11 protein-coding genes are annotated in these 16,134 nt (G+C 45.0%); 5 read left to right on the top strand and 6 right to left on the bottom strand.

Translation table 11 applies throughout. The annotated features are described in order from the left end of the window. Positions 1 to 84: 84 nt before the first annotated feature. The 6 genes from V7O63_RS12190 to hisS form a co-directional block, all read right to left on the bottom strand. Positions 85 to 543: a 30S ribosomal protein S15 gene (locus tag V7O63_RS12190; protein WP_340818824.1), complete on the bottom strand. Its 459-nt coding sequence runs from the start codon at positions 541 to 543 to the stop codon at positions 85 to 87. 224 nt (positions 544 to 767) lie between these two features. Next, positions 768 to 1,994: a hypothetical protein gene (locus tag V7O63_RS12185; RefSeq protein ID WP_340818823.1), complete on the bottom strand. Its 1,227-nt coding sequence runs from the start codon at positions 1,992 to 1,994 to the stop codon at positions 768 to 770. A 9-nt stretch (positions 1,995 to 2,003) separates the two neighbouring features. Continuing rightward, entirely contained in the window at positions 2,004 to 2,507 is a 504-nt protein-coding gene (locus V7O63_RS12180; RefSeq protein WP_340818822.1) for a hypothetical protein, read from the bottom strand. After that, on the bottom strand, positions 2,482 to 3,162 hold the full coding sequence (locus V7O63_RS12175) for a hypothetical protein (RefSeq protein ID WP_340818821.1): 681 nt from the start codon (positions 3,160 to 3,162) through the stop codon (positions 2,482 to 2,484). The genes V7O63_RS12180 and V7O63_RS12175 overlap by 26 nt, the downstream gene beginning before the upstream one ends. A 2-nt stretch (positions 3,163 to 3,164) precedes the next feature. Then, positions 3,165 to 3,656 (bottom strand): hypothetical protein, encoded by a 492-nt coding sequence (locus V7O63_RS12170; protein ID WP_340818820.1) that lies wholly within the window; start codon positions 3,654 to 3,656, stop codon positions 3,165 to 3,167. Further along, complete coding sequence (hisS, locus tag V7O63_RS12165) at positions 3,653 to 4,888, bottom strand: histidine--tRNA ligase (protein WP_340818819.1); 1,236 nt, start codon at positions 4,886 to 4,888, stop codon at positions 3,653 to 3,655. Before hisS ends, V7O63_RS12170 begins: the two co-directional genes overlap by 4 nt. A gap of 293 nt (positions 4,889 to 5,181) precedes the next feature. On the opposite strand from hisS, the gene V7O63_RS12160 reads away from it, so the two are divergent. The 5 genes from V7O63_RS12160 (at position 5,182) to V7O63_RS12140 (ending at position 16,049) form a co-directional block, all read left to right on the top strand. Next, positions 5,182 to 9,237, top strand: a complete 4,056-nt coding sequence (locus V7O63_RS12160; RefSeq protein ID WP_340818818.1) for a hypothetical protein — start codon at positions 5,182 to 5,184, stop codon at positions 9,235 to 9,237. A gap of 33 nt (positions 9,238 to 9,270) precedes the next feature. Continuing rightward, positions 9,271 to 9,882: a sarcinarray family MAST domain-containing protein gene (locus V7O63_RS12155; protein ID WP_340818817.1), complete on the top strand. Its 612-nt coding sequence runs from the start codon at positions 9,271 to 9,273 to the stop codon at positions 9,880 to 9,882. 236 nt (positions 9,883 to 10,118) lie between these two features. Next, entirely contained in the window at positions 10,119 to 11,417 is a 1,299-nt protein-coding gene (locus V7O63_RS12150) for a TrpB-like pyridoxal phosphate-dependent enzyme (protein ID WP_340818816.1), read from the top strand. A 562-nt stretch (positions 11,418 to 11,979) separates the two neighbouring features. After that, complete coding sequence (locus tag V7O63_RS12145) at positions 11,980 to 12,654, top strand: 4Fe-4S binding protein (protein ID WP_340818815.1); 675 nt, start codon at positions 11,980 to 11,982, stop codon at positions 12,652 to 12,654. A 1,145-nt stretch (positions 12,655 to 13,799) separates the two neighbouring features. Beyond that, positions 13,800 to 16,049, top strand: coding sequence for an ATP-dependent DNA helicase (locus tag V7O63_RS12140; protein ID WP_340818814.1), 2,250 nt, complete (start codon positions 13,800 to 13,802; stop codon positions 16,047 to 16,049). Positions 16,050 to 16,134 lie beyond the last annotated feature (85 nt).

The following is a 16,134-nucleotide window of genomic DNA, read 5'->3' as shown; positions in this document are numbered from 1 at the left end:
AATGGATAATTAAGAAGTAAGCATCAATAATATCTAAAAAAAGATTGGGTTTGACCGAAACGGCCAAACATCTGTAAAGGCTGTTTATCTTGTGATCAACATCTCAGCTGTCTCTGGCTTGTATTTCCAGTCAGCTGGAAGGACCTTTGTGGACTGGTAGTATTTTACCAATCTTCTGATCTTGGACTCGGTGTTCTGGAGGGAACGCTTGTTGTGTACATCCTTGTGGTTGTAGTTCATGTGTTTCCTCATTCCGATTGCCTTTACGATAAGGTTGTAGAGGTCCTCAGGTACTGCGAAGCTCTCGCCGTTGTCCTTAAGGATCTTTGTGACCTTCTTGCCTGTTGCGATCTTGACATCAGGTACTCCGTATTTGTCCCTGAGTACCATACCGATCTCACTTGTGCTGACTCCCTGTTTCCAGAGGTCCTTCACTACTTCTGTGATCTCGTCGCTGGTCATTGTGGACCATGCTGGTGCCTCTGTGCGAACTGGTTTTGTAGGACCTGCTTTTCCTTTCCTACGGGTATGCATTTTTGCCATAAGATTCCTCCTGATAATTATAATTCGAGTTTGAAGTTTAAATTTCAGATATGCTTAAAGTTCGATTCTATATTGTGGTTAGATAAGTCCCTTATCAGGCCGTTGAACTTGGGAGACGTCCTGATAGAATGTAAATATGATTGGCGAAGTGCTACCTATGAAGTCGATCATCTCTTATATATGTTATGATTGATCGAATACCTTCCCTAATGACATGGTTCTTATCACCATATCATAAGCACAATGTCGGCACCACCGGTATTGGCGGTCCTGTATATCTCGTCCAGCTCAGAACTCGCAAGCTCATATCTGGTACTGTTGTCCGTGGCGTTGCAAATGATTGCGATTGTCCGGTCGATATCATCGGAGTGCCGGTCTTTGATATGACCGGAGATGAGTCTGGTGTTCTCATCTATTATCAGGGTGTTGACGGTGTCCACAAGGTCCAGGTTGATGCTCTGCTCCTCGGGGTCGATCGTTATGCTGAGTCCGTACAGGTCGTTCACGGTATAGTTCATGCATCCAAGGACGCTCTGTATCACAGGGTTGCTGTAGTTCTGTGTCGCTGGTCCGGTGAGGCATGCCAGTTGTTCACTGTCTACCGAAAATTCAGTCCCGTTAAGTGAGGAGAGATACTCGTAAGGGAATACTATGTCTGTGATGATCAGAGCACTTCCCTCTGACGCGATCAGAATGCTCTTGTTGAACATGTCATGTAGTTCCTTATCAGGGTCAGGGGAATTGATGGCACTATAGATGGTGCTCTCGTTGAAGGGTCCATATATATCATCCATTGGAATGGAATAGGTGACGGGTAATGTGATCCTCGCTTTCTGTTTGACAGCGTTCACCGGTGCTTCCTCTCCGGCTATAATCTCACTCTGCACTATGTACCCTGTGACCGGCTGCCAGTGGGCTTCGAACCTGTAGTCGTATCTCTGTCCTATGGTCCTTTCGAGGTGAGCTTCAATGCTTTTCTCTGTCTCGATGCCTTGCATCTTCGTCATAGGGTTGAGTGCCTTCCGGGTGCCGTTCTCTTCCTTATACAGGCTGAGGACAAGTCCCTCTGCCACAAGGTCTGAGAAGGTACGATGCTGTTGTTCCTTTTCAAATATCGTCTTCTCGGCATCTTCAAGGATCGAGTGCTCTGAGAGGTTGACATCGATACCTGCCAGTTCGGTGGGTTTGAGGGTGTATCCAAAATCATCCACTGTACTGCTCATGATGGTGTTAAGCAGGTATGTGTCCATGTCCTGTGCCGAGGTGTAGGAAGCTGAACGGTATTGTTCATCAGCCACGAGAGATGGCATGAGAATGACCGCTGAAATGGAGACAAGTATCAGGAAAAGGATCGCATCGATACTGGATGAGAACCCCCTTTCATCTGTCAGGATATCAGTTCCGGTGCTTTTGTAGTGTTTGTTCTTATGCAATGTCAAATTCTTCCTCATCCCGTCACCTCAATTCCACACGTTCTGGGTTATCTTCACGGTTATCGTTCCCGGAACACATCTGGCACTGCTTCCAAGTTCTATCACAACCGGTACTGATGCCGCGATAACGTCCCTGCCATTATTAGCATTGTTATCGTCATCTATCGTCCAGCGAAAGTTCCCGTCATCGGTGGCAGCTTCTACATAAAGGTCAAGGTTAGCGGAGAATCTCTGAAAGAACATGTATCTGTCTTTATCTGCGGAGGGTGCGGTTATCCTGTCCAGTGCTTCGGCGGAGATAAGTTCGGGTCTGCTCCCCTGAAGTGGCGGGTAGGCTGCGATGTCCTTTGCTATCATGGCAGCCTGCTCGTAGCTCTCAAGGGCATGGGAATTGTCATCGAAAGTGATGAACGTCTTTGAAAGAATGGCCGCAAATACGACAAAACCAATGACTACCATTGCAGTGGCGAGTATGTCATTGTTAGGCTCAAGGAAAGCCCTCTCATCATTGATGAACAAGGATATACTCAAGTTCTTTCACCTCACTTCCGCCCGTTACGAATACCGATACCTTTTCGATGAGCACATCCATGCTCGTGTTCAGATGAATTGCATCTGCAGCTTCAATGGAAAGGAACTCTGTCACATCGGTAAATGGATATGCTGAATTGATGGGCTGATTTTCTGTTCCTTCTGCAGCGAACCTATCTTTCAGAAGCCCCCTCAGTTCTACGTTGCTGAATGGTAACGTCCTGTAGCTAAGTGCTCTGGCGGCACGGACTGTATTACCGTTGTCATCAAAACCGGCGGTCACATATTCCCCGGAAACCGAGATATTCAGCCTTTTGTAATCAATTATCAGTTCATTATGGGTATCGAAAGTGTATGTTCGTGTCACATTCCCGGTCCCGGAACGGACACTCCCCACAGAATCTATGCTGGATGCAATGTCCATGGTCAATACTTCCAGTTCATCCTTTTCGATGATCTCAGATGAACTGGTGGCCAGTGCATACACAGCAGTAAGGATGATCACTGTTGCAAGGATGAGTGCCGTTTTTGAAAGGATCAGGTCTGCCCATGCATTGTCATCATCGATCAGATAGCGATGACCATTAGGTCGCCGGTATGGGTGATCGATGCAGGCACTTCTTCTAACTTCTCTTTGTTTTTTCGTTTTTCCCATAATTATTGCGACTTATCACTAAGTGCAATAAAAATTTTTCCATTTTGATCACGAACACTTTCCATTGTAATTACATGTGGTCCGGAGCTGAGAATAAAACAACCGTCAAGTGTGGAGTTAGAATAGTATGCAGCAGACTCTCCTATCGTCTGCTTTCCGTTGATCTCAAAATAATAGTTACGTGCATCTGAAGGCCATTCCGTTTCTCTGTCAGGAATGGCTCCAAGAATAAGTTCAGTATTGGAAGGAACATCTATGTCAAGCGTGATGTTACTGCCCGCTCCCTTTGAGGACATCTGTTCTGCATGTGCCTCGATCTCAGATATGACTGCCCGGGCAGCGTAGTTCTCCTCTTTTTCAAGGAGCGAGTGGATGCCGGTGGAAAGCAGAAGCATCAATGCCCCTATGACAACTACCGCTGCCACCATTCTCATGGGGAGGGCATCCGCTGCCCTCTCATTATCTATCAGTTCTTTCAGGAAACTACCTGTCATCTGTCCGTGAGTTTTTGAATGACCTCATCAACGGTCAGAAGTTCCTGTTCACCGCTGCTCATGTCCTTCAACGTGACCTTTCCGTCCTCGACCTCTTTCTCGCCTATGATGATCACATGCTTTGCACCGATGTTGTTGGCATAGGAGAGCTGTGCCTTGAAGTTCCTCTTCATCAGGTCATTGTAGACAGGCATATGCGGTCTTAGTGCCGTTGCGGTCTTCACAGCTTCAAGACGGGTGCTGTCCTTGGCAATGATGACAACCGGTACATCATCTGGTGCTTCAAGCTCGCAGACCTCCATTATCCTGTCAAATCCAAGGCCGAATCCTGTGGATGGAACATCGCCACCGCCGAAGAGCTTGATGAGCTGGTATGAACCGCCACCGCATACCTGGTTCTGTGCACCGAGTCCTTCTGCATATATCTCGAATACCGTTCCGGTGTAGTAATCAAGTCCTCTGGCAATCCCGAAGTTGATGATGTATTCAACGCCATAGGCGTCCAGCAGGGTAAGGAGTTCCTGGAAATCCTCTATCTCAGGGATATCGCCCATAAGTTCCCTTGCCTTTGTAATGGCATCCTTTCCGGTGAGGCTGATAAGTTCGATGAGTTTCATACGAAGGCTGGCAGGTGCATCGATCTCCTCAAGGAAGTCATCGAGTCCTGTATCGTCCTTCTTGTCCACGAGTCTCATTATCTTGCTCTGGTGTTCGGTATCAAGTACGCTGAGCAGGTGCCTGATGACACCAAGATTGTTCACGTGAAGTTCACCCTTGATGCCCACGCTCTTAAGCATCTCCGTTGCAAGTGCAATGACCTCGGAATCTGCATCCATCTGCTTGCTTCCTATGAGTTCCACACCGAACTGCCAGAATTCCCTGAAGCGTCCTTTCTGTGGTCTCTCATACCTGAAGCAATTCTCGAAATAGAATAGTTTCAACGGACGCTGGTATGCTTGCATTTCATTGACATACATCCTCATGACAGGAGCCGTCAGTTCAGGACGCAGGGTCATCTCCCTGTCGCCTTTGTCCTTGAAGTTGTAGAGTTCCCCTATTATCCCTTCACCGGATTTGAGTGTGAAGAGCTCAAGGTTCTCGAATGTGGGTGTGATGATCTCATTGAACCCCCAGTTCTTTACAACCTGGCGTAATATGCCCTCTACGTATCTCCTTTTCCTGGTGTCCTCCGGGAGGAAGTCACGTGTGCCTCGTGGTTTAGTTATCTTCATTTTGTGTCAACCTGATAATTGTGAGTTGCGGATCATGGATCTATGAATTATGAATTGATCACTGATAAGTTATGTCTGGTAGTATTAGGGTAGTATATTTTACAGTTTCGATTAGTTGTTATTAAATTTCTTCCTGCGCTAATATTTGCTCAATTTTGGACCATTCATCAATGAATATCAAAAATAGATTATAAATTTTACATCAAAATAGAACAAAATAACAAAGTTTAAATATTCTCTTATCCTGCTTTGCTCAGTTCGTATCGTAACACAGCTCAAAAACAGGTTCGTTCATGATAATAGGTACTTTGAATAAAAAACGGAGCTTTTGTCAGGACACCCGGGCATATATCCCATTCGCTGTTATCGGTGTGTTCGTCCTTCTCTTTGCTGTGATCTCATCGGTCTACATCGCCAAGACGGACTATGAACTGGCAGAGGTCATCTATACGACGGATACTACGAATATGGAAGAGAACGCGATCGAATTTGCTTCAGCGGACCTTGCACGCTGCCTTAACTATGCAGGAATGGAAGCTCTTGCATGGCAGGGTGAGCATCCGGTGATAAAGCCGGAGGATGTTGCATACGAACCTGTGGATTCTGATGGCTTCTCTGTGTCTTCCAACACAAGGGATGCAGAACCAGGGGATACTGTAACAGTATCCGTTACACTACCATCCGATGTCTTCCAGGCAATATCCTGTCTCTTTTCGGACAAACCCAGAACGTTGATACTGAAAAGTGATTCCGGTGCTGTCTACCAGACGATCGATTACGATGAGACGCATTCCTTCTGGACAAGTTCTGAGTTCGAAGAGGAACTGGTCATTCCTGAGAATGCCGAATATGGCTATGCCTATCTCTTCCTTGAGTATGATGGCGAGACCAAAGCAGTGAACTGGTTCCATGTGGGCAGCAGTCCCCTGAAGGACATAACAGCAGAGTATTTCAATGAGTATCTGGGGACATCATATCAGGAGAACCAGCACACTTTCAACAACTATGCCATCAACATAGAGCCGGATGTTGATCCTTTGCAGATCAGGATAGACAGGATAAATGGCACACTGAAAAGGGAGATAAGCAGGTCCCCGTCAGAAGACCCCGGTTACCCTATCTATTATACTATGACCGTTGAGGACCTGAACTACACCATGGTCGACCTGACTGCTAATTCTTCCCGGAATGGATCGATGAACGTCACGGCATTGATAACTTCAAGGGAACCATTACTTGAAGAACTGGTAAATGAATATGAGGATGAACTGAACGGAGGAGTGACATCCGATATAGTTCTGGGTGCTACCAATATCAGGACCTTCATCTATGGTCCGTGGCAGCATTATATGAACGGACCACTGAACATCGTAACAGGTCCTTCGTTATCCGCCTCTGTGAATGCCGGCACTTTGTACACCCAGAAGAGGGTTTTCGATTCCGTGGACCCCTGGGCTCTTACTTACACTACATATTACAACGGCAAGGTTCTCTACGATGATGTAAAGCACGATACGGCTGATTATGAGGATGAGAAGGCAAAGAACCTCAGTACAACATATGATTCCCTCTCGCAAGAAGGCAGGTTCAACATAAGCATCTCTCAGGGGATCAACGAGTCCATGAAGGATGCCAATGTCAGCATGGAGGACGTCTCTAACAATTCTAAGATAGTAGTTTCCGTTTCCAACTTCACCAGTGAGGTGTACAGCAACTGGGTCTACAACGATGCCGACCAATGGAGCAATGACAACCCTGACCTGTTGCACGATGTTACACACGAGGTATACAGTGGTACCATACAGGGGCAGGTATTCAGGGATGGGTTCAACACAGCTGTACCATACGGTCTGTGGGTGGGTTCCACTACCTATGATTCGGTATCATATGAAGAATACAGTAAACTTACATGGAGGCCCAAATATGTGAAATGGAGCAGTCATTGTCCGATCTCTATCTCACATACGTCGGCTCTGGGCCCTGATCATACATTGAATGATGTGCTGGATGTGAACTATAAGGTCTACGTGACCCCATTCCCCTCATCTTACCGTAAATGGGAATTCAGATCTGTCAATGTTGCGCTTCTGGAAAGTAATGTCCAGTGTACTGGAATAGATGTTGATTATACGTACATCGGTAACGATGCTTTGCTTGATGAAGTTCGTATGGATGATTATCTTCTCTATGAGAATCGCAGTTTTGATTGGGACATCAAGTACACGGTTCAGTTTAAGGTAGATAGTAAGTGGAAGATAAGTTATCCTTATTATTGGTACGAAGCAGTTGGCCTGAACTATGTGCGTCACTCTAATTCCACTTCAACTGAAGTCTCTTTTTCAGAGACATCCTTCATATCTCACACAGAGACCGAGACAGAGTACATAAGTATCGTCTATCACCAGTATCTTCCATCAGGTGGATATTCTGGTATCGATACGACCTATGGTCCCGGAACTTCCAGTGATTACAGGAACACAACGATGATGATCAATGGTGTTCCTCAGTATGATTCCGGGTGCAGTGATGCGGCAGATAAGTATCGTGACCTGTATATCGACCTGTATGAGATAGAAAAGGGATATTCAACTTACACAGATGGGACATATCTTCCCGATGAGAAGGTCTATTGCGACATTCCCTCATGGCTTCACAAGAACATGACCCATGAAATGGAGTCTATGTTCGATGCCATCAATGAGGATAACCCCACAAGGGAAGTATCCCTGCTTGGTGAGAACCTCGGGAAGGATCCCACCACGCTGATACAGGAAGCTTCACTGGAGCTTGCTGACGAGATGGCTGATGCTTCAAAGCGTGATTCGTTCATCGACCAGTCCCAGTACATGAATGCCGGTCAGTTCAATACAAGTAGTGATGCCTGCCGTGCCATTGCAAAGAATGAGGCATACGACCGTCTGCTCGAGGAACTGCGGGAGAGGAACAAGGAGATAGAGGATTCGTTCGAGGACTATATCGAGAAGTCATTCGAGGATGAGCAGGGTCATTCCCTCCTCGACCTTGTGAACAATAAGGTATCCACCGATGTCATCTTCAACAATCCTGCCATGGATAAGGCTTCCACCGCACTGGCTGCGGAAATGGGTATCATTGAGACAATGGATGTGATCGGCCTGCCAGGAAGCAAATACAGCTGGACCGAGAACATCACTCTGGTTGTGGACCAGTACCCTGATTATCTCTATCATGACCCGGAATTCGACCTTCAGGGTCAATATAAGTGGACTGATACATCTGGCAGGGAAGTATATCCGCTGGCCGTCCGTAACGTCTGTGTATTCTCCACAGGTATCGGTGACGATATTGCAGAGATGCTTTCTGAAGCTACAGAACCACTGAAGGATGCAATCTCCCAGTCTATGAGCCAGAGCATAGCCGATGCCAACTCAGAGGTGAATTCCCTGCTGGATGATATTGCGGAAGATAGTGTGAATCTGACCATGAGCGGCATGTCAACCGATATGAAACTCATCGAGGAGAACCGTACCAGGATGATGACCACCTACAGCAGCAGTATCAGGGAACAGGTGCCAGCAACAATTGCTGATGAGATAGCAAATGACCCTGTTCTAAGTACATGGATAAGCAGCTCTGATGTCATTCTAATAACGGAAGCATATCTGGATTCCCTCTCCGACGAGGAGATCGTAAGTATGGCTGCTGACAACACCTTACAGGATGAGATCCTTATCCTGCTAAGTAAAAGGATCATGGATGAAAATCCCACGCTGGCCTCTGATGAGATGGACGCAGTTCTGTACCGTCTTGAAGCCGACCTGCGTATCGGTATTGCTGATGGTGTATGCAAAGGTATCGAACTCTGTCAGGAGGCCATCGATGAGTGCTTCGCCAACATCAACAGTGAACTACAAGCCAAACTGGACGAGTCCGGTGAGAAACTGACAGGCAAACTCGCGGATAAGATTGACCAGAGGTTGCAGAGGTCTATGAAGATGATTCCCTGTGGTCTGCCGGTGATTCCTCCTCATTGGGTGTGTACTGTGAATGTGTGGGAGTACGAGGTTATCGGGAAATACAAGAGCTTCGAGGTCATCGATAATGATAATGAATGTATGTTCAATCCTTATTTTGGGCATGATGCGCAGGTGTATGTGAGGGAGGAAAACACAATTTACCATCCTACAAAAGTGGACTCAAATGGGTATTCGATAATATTAGGGGACAACAAACCAATTTACTTTGCTTTCAATGGATATGCAGCCACTATTGTAGGTACTGGCCCAAAAGGTGTTGGAGATAAAACTGGAGATAGGGATGAAAAGTCTGAAGCATACGATGACTTATTTACAGAATATAATGGAATTTAGTTAATAGTTTATATCATGTTATGAGGAAAGAAAATGTTAATCAAAACTTTTTTTGCAGTTATTACTTGTGTATTATTGCTTTCAGTCCCTGCTTCATGTGGAAGTCCTTATTTTGAAATTGATGTTTACTATAATGGCCAACTATACGAAGAAACTTCAACTCCAAAGCCTCTTGTTAAAATAGGAGAACCTTTTACCCTTCGATTTGATGTAACAATGAATCAGGAATGTCAGGCAGTAGTTGAACTTTCAGATCTTGGAAATGGAGTTGGTGTGGAAAATTTTGTAGTAGTCGAAGGTCCCAGTAAATTAGGTCAGAATGCTGTTAGAATATTCTCAAAAAATGAAACTCACAGTTATGAATGGACACTAAAGGCAACAGAGAACTGGGCTGGAGGGTCAATGCCTATTAACTTTATATACTCAGCAGTTTTGAAAGGGGAATCCGAATCATTATTTAATGGCGAGTTCACCGCCGCCTACGTCACAATCTCCGAAGAGCACTACGATGGTCCTGTAACTACTGAGGAACCCACAGGTGAATCATCAAGTGAGGGCAATTCTCCTTCAACTCCCGCATTTAGTGCTTTAACCCTGGTTTTTGTTCTGCTTGTAGTTTGTGTTTTGAGGAAATCGCACTATTGAGGATTGCTTAAACTCAAGTAAAAGGAGACTCAGAAAATATATATAGGAATTTGCCCAGGAAACCGGGTAATTCCTGTTTTTTGACAACTGTTCTCAACAGTTATTGTGTAGAAAATAATCATCTGCATCCTTTGAGCAGAAAATATGTTACTTTGGCTACATCAAAAACATTAAATACACAGAAAAATGTACTCAAGTATACATTTATGACGTAATTTTTCCAAAGAGGTATAACTATGGATCATACAAAGATATTACTTGATGAGAATGAGATGCCGAAACAGTGGTATAACATACTTGCAGACCTTCCGGTGGAACCACCACTGAACCCGGCAACCAATGAGCCAATGAACCCTGCGGACCTTGAGCCAATATTTGCGAAAGAGCTCATAGCACAGGAGATCAGCTCCAAGAAATACATTGACATTCCTGATGAGATCCAGGAGATATACAAGCTCTGGAGACCATCACCACTTCACAGGGCACACAGGCTCGAGAAGGCACTGGGAACACCTGCAAAGATCTACTACAAGAATGAAAGTGTCAGTCCTGCAGGAAGCCACAAGCCTAACACCGCGATCGCACAGGCATACTACAACATGAAGGAAGGTACCGAGAGGATAACCACAGAGACCGGCGCAGGCCAGTGGGGCAGTGCATTATCGCTCTGCTGTAACTATTTCGATATCGAGTGTAAGGTCTATATGGTACGCTCAAGCTTCTACCAGAAGCCATACCGTAAGTCACTTATCAACCTCTGGGGAGCAAATGTCGTTCCTTCCCCAAGCAATGAGACACAGTTCGGAAGGAAGATCCTTGAGATGTATCCTGACACAACAGGAAGTCTTGGTATAGCTATCAGTGAAGCGATCGAGGAAGCTGCTCTTAACGACAACACCAAATATGCACTTGGCAGTGTGCTTAACCACACCAGTCTGCACCAGACAGTTGTAGGTCTTGAGACCCAGGCACAGTTCGACAAGACAGAGGATTACCCTGACATAGTTATCGGATGCTGTGGCGGTGGAAGTAACCTTGCAGGTGTCAGTCTGCCATACATCAGGGACAACCTCGCAGGCAAGACAAACACAAGGTTCATTGCAGTAGAACCATCCGCATGTCCAACACTCACATCAGGTGAGTTCAAGTACGACTTCGGTGACATGGCACAGCAGACACCATTGCTCAAGATGTACACACTTGGTTCAGAGTTCATCCCACCTGCAATACACGCAGGAGGTCTCAGGTACCACGGTGCATCACCGATCATAAGCAAGATCGTTGCTGACGGTATCATGGAAGCAACCTCATACCACCAGGTAGAGGTATTCGACGCAGCAGTCCAATTCGCACGCAGCGAGGGTATTGCTCCTGCACCAGAATCATCACATGCGATCAAATGCGCCATCGATGAAGCACTCAAATGCAAGAAGACCGGCGAAGAGAAGACCATCCTGTTCAACCTCAGTGGTCACGGTCACTTCGACATGGGTTCCTATGACAAGTACTTCAGCGGTGAGCTGAGCAACGACTGATTTTTCTAAAATAAGTGGCATTTCTCATGCCACATACTTTTTTATTCAATTTTAACCGATACTACAATTATCACTTCTTTTACAGAAAAGACTCTGTAGAGAGCAACAATTTTGATAAATTGTAGAAGATGGATGACTTGCCCCATCCCGAAGGGTCCGGCGAAGCCGGCACAATCCGAAAAAGTGTAAAAAATGTTCTATGAATTTAATTTTGTTTCTGCCCGCAAACGAGTATTTTCATATACATGATAGTTGACCAAAAAATGTTATCTTCATGCAGAGGAATGATAACTTTTAGACATTCCAGAGCGTTTATTTTCCCCTTGCAGCGTATTATTTCCTATGAATGTTAACTTTGAACAAATCAATTTTAAACAACTGCACTCTTCTAATAGTCTTCATGGCGGTGAAGGAACGTGCCGCCTGCGGCGGATGGTTGCTTTCAACTTTTTTGCTACAGAGTCCATTTTCTTCTTTTATTCACAGGATCTGATCTGGGCATTGTATCAATGAATCTTTAGAGCAAAAGGATATTTCAATCAGATATACCTTAGGATATATTGTGAAAAACGTCAATGATCTGCTATCAGATTCTGCCAGACGAAAGTCCGTTGAAGCTTTCAGGTTGATTATGCAATTGACCGGACTGGCAATCTTTGTTTATTTTGGCAGCCAGTCCACAATATACGTTATACTTCTAAGCGTACCTCTGGCTTTGCTCTTTGGACCGGTCTATTGTGGCTGGATATGTCCAAGGGGACTTTTTCAGGATATCTTTGCAAGGCTGGGAAGAAGGGTTCTTGGCAAAAGATACAATGCTGCAGTTCCCAGGAAATTCCATCCCTGGCTGATGTATTCCAGATACGCACTGATGCTGTTTGTTCTGGTGACTTTGATCCTTTCAGAACTTGACCTTCTTCCTGAGTCCACAGGAATTCTCATACTTGAAGGACTGGTGGCCATAATGATAGTCTCGATACTGCTTTCATTTTTCGTGGACAGGGCGGCATGCAAGTATTTCTGCAAGGAAGGGGCGGCTGCGGGACTGCTGAACCTTGTAAGCAGAAAGAAGATCAGAAGGGATGCATCCCTGTGTAATTCATGCGGTATTTGTGACCGGGTCTGTCCTATGTGGATAGACGTATCGAAGAGGTATATTGTGACAGACCATTCATGTGTCTGTTGTTTTAAGTGTGTACAGGCATGTCCTTTGGATGCACTCTATATCGATGAGTGAAAAATGTTAATGCACCTACTCAAGAGTAAAATAATATTAATTCAAATACACACTAAATGCTTTATGGGATAACACTTAGTGGCACAAAAATAAAAGCGAGTGCTGAAAATAAGGTAAAAGGGATAAACGCTTACTGCCCTTTTTGTGATTGGCCAAAATGTGAAACACCATTAGTTTACAATATAGTAAAAGTCAAAACAAATGATTATTTTTCTCATTACCCTGGTACAGCTTGCGATGGGTATGGTAAGGAGACTGATTGGCATATAAGCTGGAAAAAATCAGTTGATAAAGAATTTTGTGAGTGTCTGCTTGAAAAAGATGGGAAAAAACATATTGCAGATATCAAAAATGCAGATGATTTGGTAATAGAACTCCAACACTCTCCCATAAATCCAGATGTTATTAGTGATAGAGAAGAATTTTATGACAATATGGTTTGGTTGTATGATGCTACAAATCAAAACAAAAAAAAGCCACAAACTAAACATAAAAAACATTTAAGAAAAATCCATATTGATTTAGACTTTGATATTAAATCAGATGTAGCATTTTTTTCGTATAATTGGAAACGGCCTTGTAAGCAGATTCTTTGTACAACAAAACCATTATTTCTGGATGTGGGATTTGATCTTATTCTTTATTTCCCAAATAAGTCTCATAAAGAAGCTTTTTCTCCTAAAAGTGGTTATGGGTGTGCTATTTCTAAGCTTGATTTCATAAGTAAAGTGCTAAAAGGCAAGGGTCTGAAAAAATTACCTTCCTATTCTACTGGATTAACTAAGTGGATTGAACAAATAAACTCAGATAAAAGGAATGAGGAAAAAGCTATTGAAAACTTTGCAGATTCCTTCTTTAATGGTATTTTTACTGATTTTAGGGAACACCACATTATATATGATGCTCTTGTTCAGGAGTGCGTAGAAGAACAGGTCTTTTTTGAAGTTATTCATGATGAAATTAAGTTGGGTATTGATACTTTAATCTCACAAATAGTTGAACAAGATTTATTGTACGAATCTTCTATAAAAGAAAGAGTTTTACCTGCTGAATCAAAGCAAAAAAACCATGGGACAGTTGAAGATGATAAACGAACAAGTCCTACTTTAAACAAAAAAGAGAAATCTTTGCATTCCAAAGATTCCTTGCAAATAAAAGACCTTGATCTGCCGGAAGATATCATCCGTTTCTACACCGACTCCGGCATAGAAGAACTTTACCCGCCACAGGCCGAAGCCATCGAAAAAGGGCTGATCGAAGGCAACAACCTTCTCGCTGCAATTCCCACAGCATCGGGTAAGACGCTTCTTGCAGAGCTTGCCATGCTAAAGTCCATAGCAGACGGTGGCAAAGCTCTCTACATCGTACCTCTGCGAGCACTGGCAAGCGAGAAGTTCGATAGGTTCAGGACATTTTCATCAATTAACATAAAAAGTGGTGGGGTCAGGGTCGGCATCTCCACAGGTGACTTCGAATCAAGGGATGAGTGGCTCGGTTCCAATGACATAATAGTCGCCACATCCGAAAAGACCGATTCCCTTTTGCGTAACGAGACAACGTGGATGGAAGAGATAACCACTATAGTTGTGGACGAGGTGCACCTGCTGGATTCTGCCAACAGGGGCCCGACACTTGAGGTCACGCTCACAAAGCTCATGAAGCTTAACCCGGATTGTCAGATAATCGCTCTATCGGCAACCGTTGGTAACGCATATGAGATCGCTGACTGGCTGAAGGCAAAGCTCGTGCTCAGTGAATGGCGTCCTACGAGCCTGCATGAAGGTGTCTATCTGAACGGCAACATCAATTTCCATGGTTCGCAGAAACTTATTGAGGCCAGGACAAAGGATGAGGCTGTCAATGTACTGCTGGACACTCTTGAGGACGGTGGGCAGTGTCTTGTCTTTGAGAGCAGCCGCAAGAACAGTGTTTCCTTTGCAAAGAGAGCAGGCAGGATGGTTTCAGAGACACTTGACAAACCGACCCGCAATGCACTTGATGAACTTGTGGAGCAGATAATCGAGAATGGTGAGACAGAGGCATCAAATGAGCTTGCTAAGTGTGTAAGGGACGGCACGGCATTCCATCACGCAGGCCTGAACTCAGCACACCGGAAGATAGTAGAGGATGGTTTCAGAAGCAATAAGATAAAAGTGATTTCCAGCACTCCTACCCTTGCAGCAGGCCTGAACCTTCCGGCAAGGAGGGTCATCATCAGGAGTTACAGGCGTTACGACCCCAATTATGGTATGCAACCGATACCTGTCCTTGATTATAAGCAGATGGCAGGCAGGGCCGGAAGGCCGCATCTTGATCCCTATGGGGAATCCGTGCTCATCGCGAAGTCATATAATGAGATGACAGGACTCTTTGACAATTACATCGATTCCGATGCTGAGGACATATGGTCCAAACTGGGTTCCGAAAATGCCCTGAGGACTCACATCCTCTCCACCGTCGTGAATGGTTTTGCAACCACAAGGGACGGACTTCTGGAGTTCATCGAGGCAACGTTCTTCGCCCACCAGAACGATACCTGGGGCATCATGGATGTGGTGGATGAATGTCTTGATTTCCTGAGGTATAACAGAATGCTTGAAGGTGATGAGAGCCTGCTTCCAACCGCTCTCGGGAGACTGGTATCCACACTTTACATCGACCCGCTTTCAGGTGCTTACATGGTCGATGGCCTGAAAAAAGCTAAGCCTCAGAATATCACAGACCTCACCCTTCTGCATCTTATCTGCAAGGCACCGGATATGAGGCAGCTCTACATGCGGTCCGGTGATTATGAGGTGATCAACGACATTGTCCTTGCCCATAGCGACGAGTTTGCGGAGATACCTCCACGCTCAAAGGAGATCGATTATGAATTTTTCCTTGCTGAGGTGAAGACCGCCCTTCTGATACAGGACTGGATAGGTGAGAAGACACTTGACTACATAACGAAGAAGTTCAATGTCGGCGAGGGTGATGTACATGCCATTGCAGACATTGCCGAATGGCTCATGCATTCAATGTCGAGGCTCTCAGGCCTGATAGCTCCAGAAATGAGCAGCGAGAATGCTGATATTTCCAGTCACACTGCCCTTCTAGAGAAAAGGATACACTACGGTGCCTCCCCAGAGCTTATCGAACTTGTCAGCATAAGGGGCATCGGTCGTGTACGTGCCCGCAAGCTTTATGATAATGATATCAAGACTGTGGATGCTATCAAGAGTTCAGGTCTGGAGAGGGTTTCAGAACTTATCGGTCCGAAGACTGCCCGGAAGCTCTTCAAAGAGATAGGTCTTCATTTTGATATTAAGTCTGAGGAGCCCGGAAAGGTTAATTCACAGACAATGGGTTCGCTGATGGAGAAAGAACAGAGCACTTTCAGTGACTTTGAAAAATAGACCCTTTCTCTTTTTAGCTCTTTGTTCTAAAGTCTTTGTAGGATATTCCAGTTAATCAAATTTTGATAGAACCGCAGATAAACAC

This window comes from Methanolobus sp. WCC4 (assembly GCF_038022665.1).
Classification (GTDB): Archaea; Halobacteriota; Methanosarcinia; order Methanosarcinales; family Methanosarcinaceae; genus Methanolobus.
This window is presented reverse-complemented; position numbering and strand designations above follow the sequence as displayed.

Coding starts and splice junctions, on each gene's coding strand:
- V7O63_RS12185 (WP_340818823.1), bottom strand. CDS start 1,994: ATGAGGAAGAATTTGACATTGCATAAGAACAAACACTACAAAAGCACC.
- V7O63_RS12170 (WP_340818820.1), bottom strand. CDS start 3,656: ATGACAGGTAGTTTCCTGAAAGAACTGATAGATAATGAGAGGGCAGCG.
- V7O63_RS12160 (WP_340818818.1), top strand. CDS start 5,182: ATGATAATAGGTACTTTGAATAAAAAACGGAGCTTTTGTCAGGACACC.
- V7O63_RS12175 (WP_340818821.1), bottom strand. CDS start 3,162: ATGGGAAAAACGAAAAAACAAAGAGAAGTTAGAAGAAGTGCCTGCATC.
- V7O63_RS12190 (WP_340818824.1), bottom strand. CDS start 543: ATGGCAAAAATGCATACCCGTAGGAAAGGAAAAGCAGGTCCTACAAAA.
- V7O63_RS12155 (WP_340818817.1), top strand. CDS start 9,271: ATGTTAATCAAAACTTTTTTTGCAGTTATTACTTGTGTATTATTGCTT.
- hisS (WP_340818819.1), bottom strand. CDS start 4,888: ATGAAGATAACTAAACCACGAGGCACACGTGACTTCCTCCCGGAGGAC.
- V7O63_RS12150 (WP_340818816.1), top strand. CDS start 10,119: ATGGATCATACAAAGATATTACTTGATGAGAATGAGATGCCGAAACAG.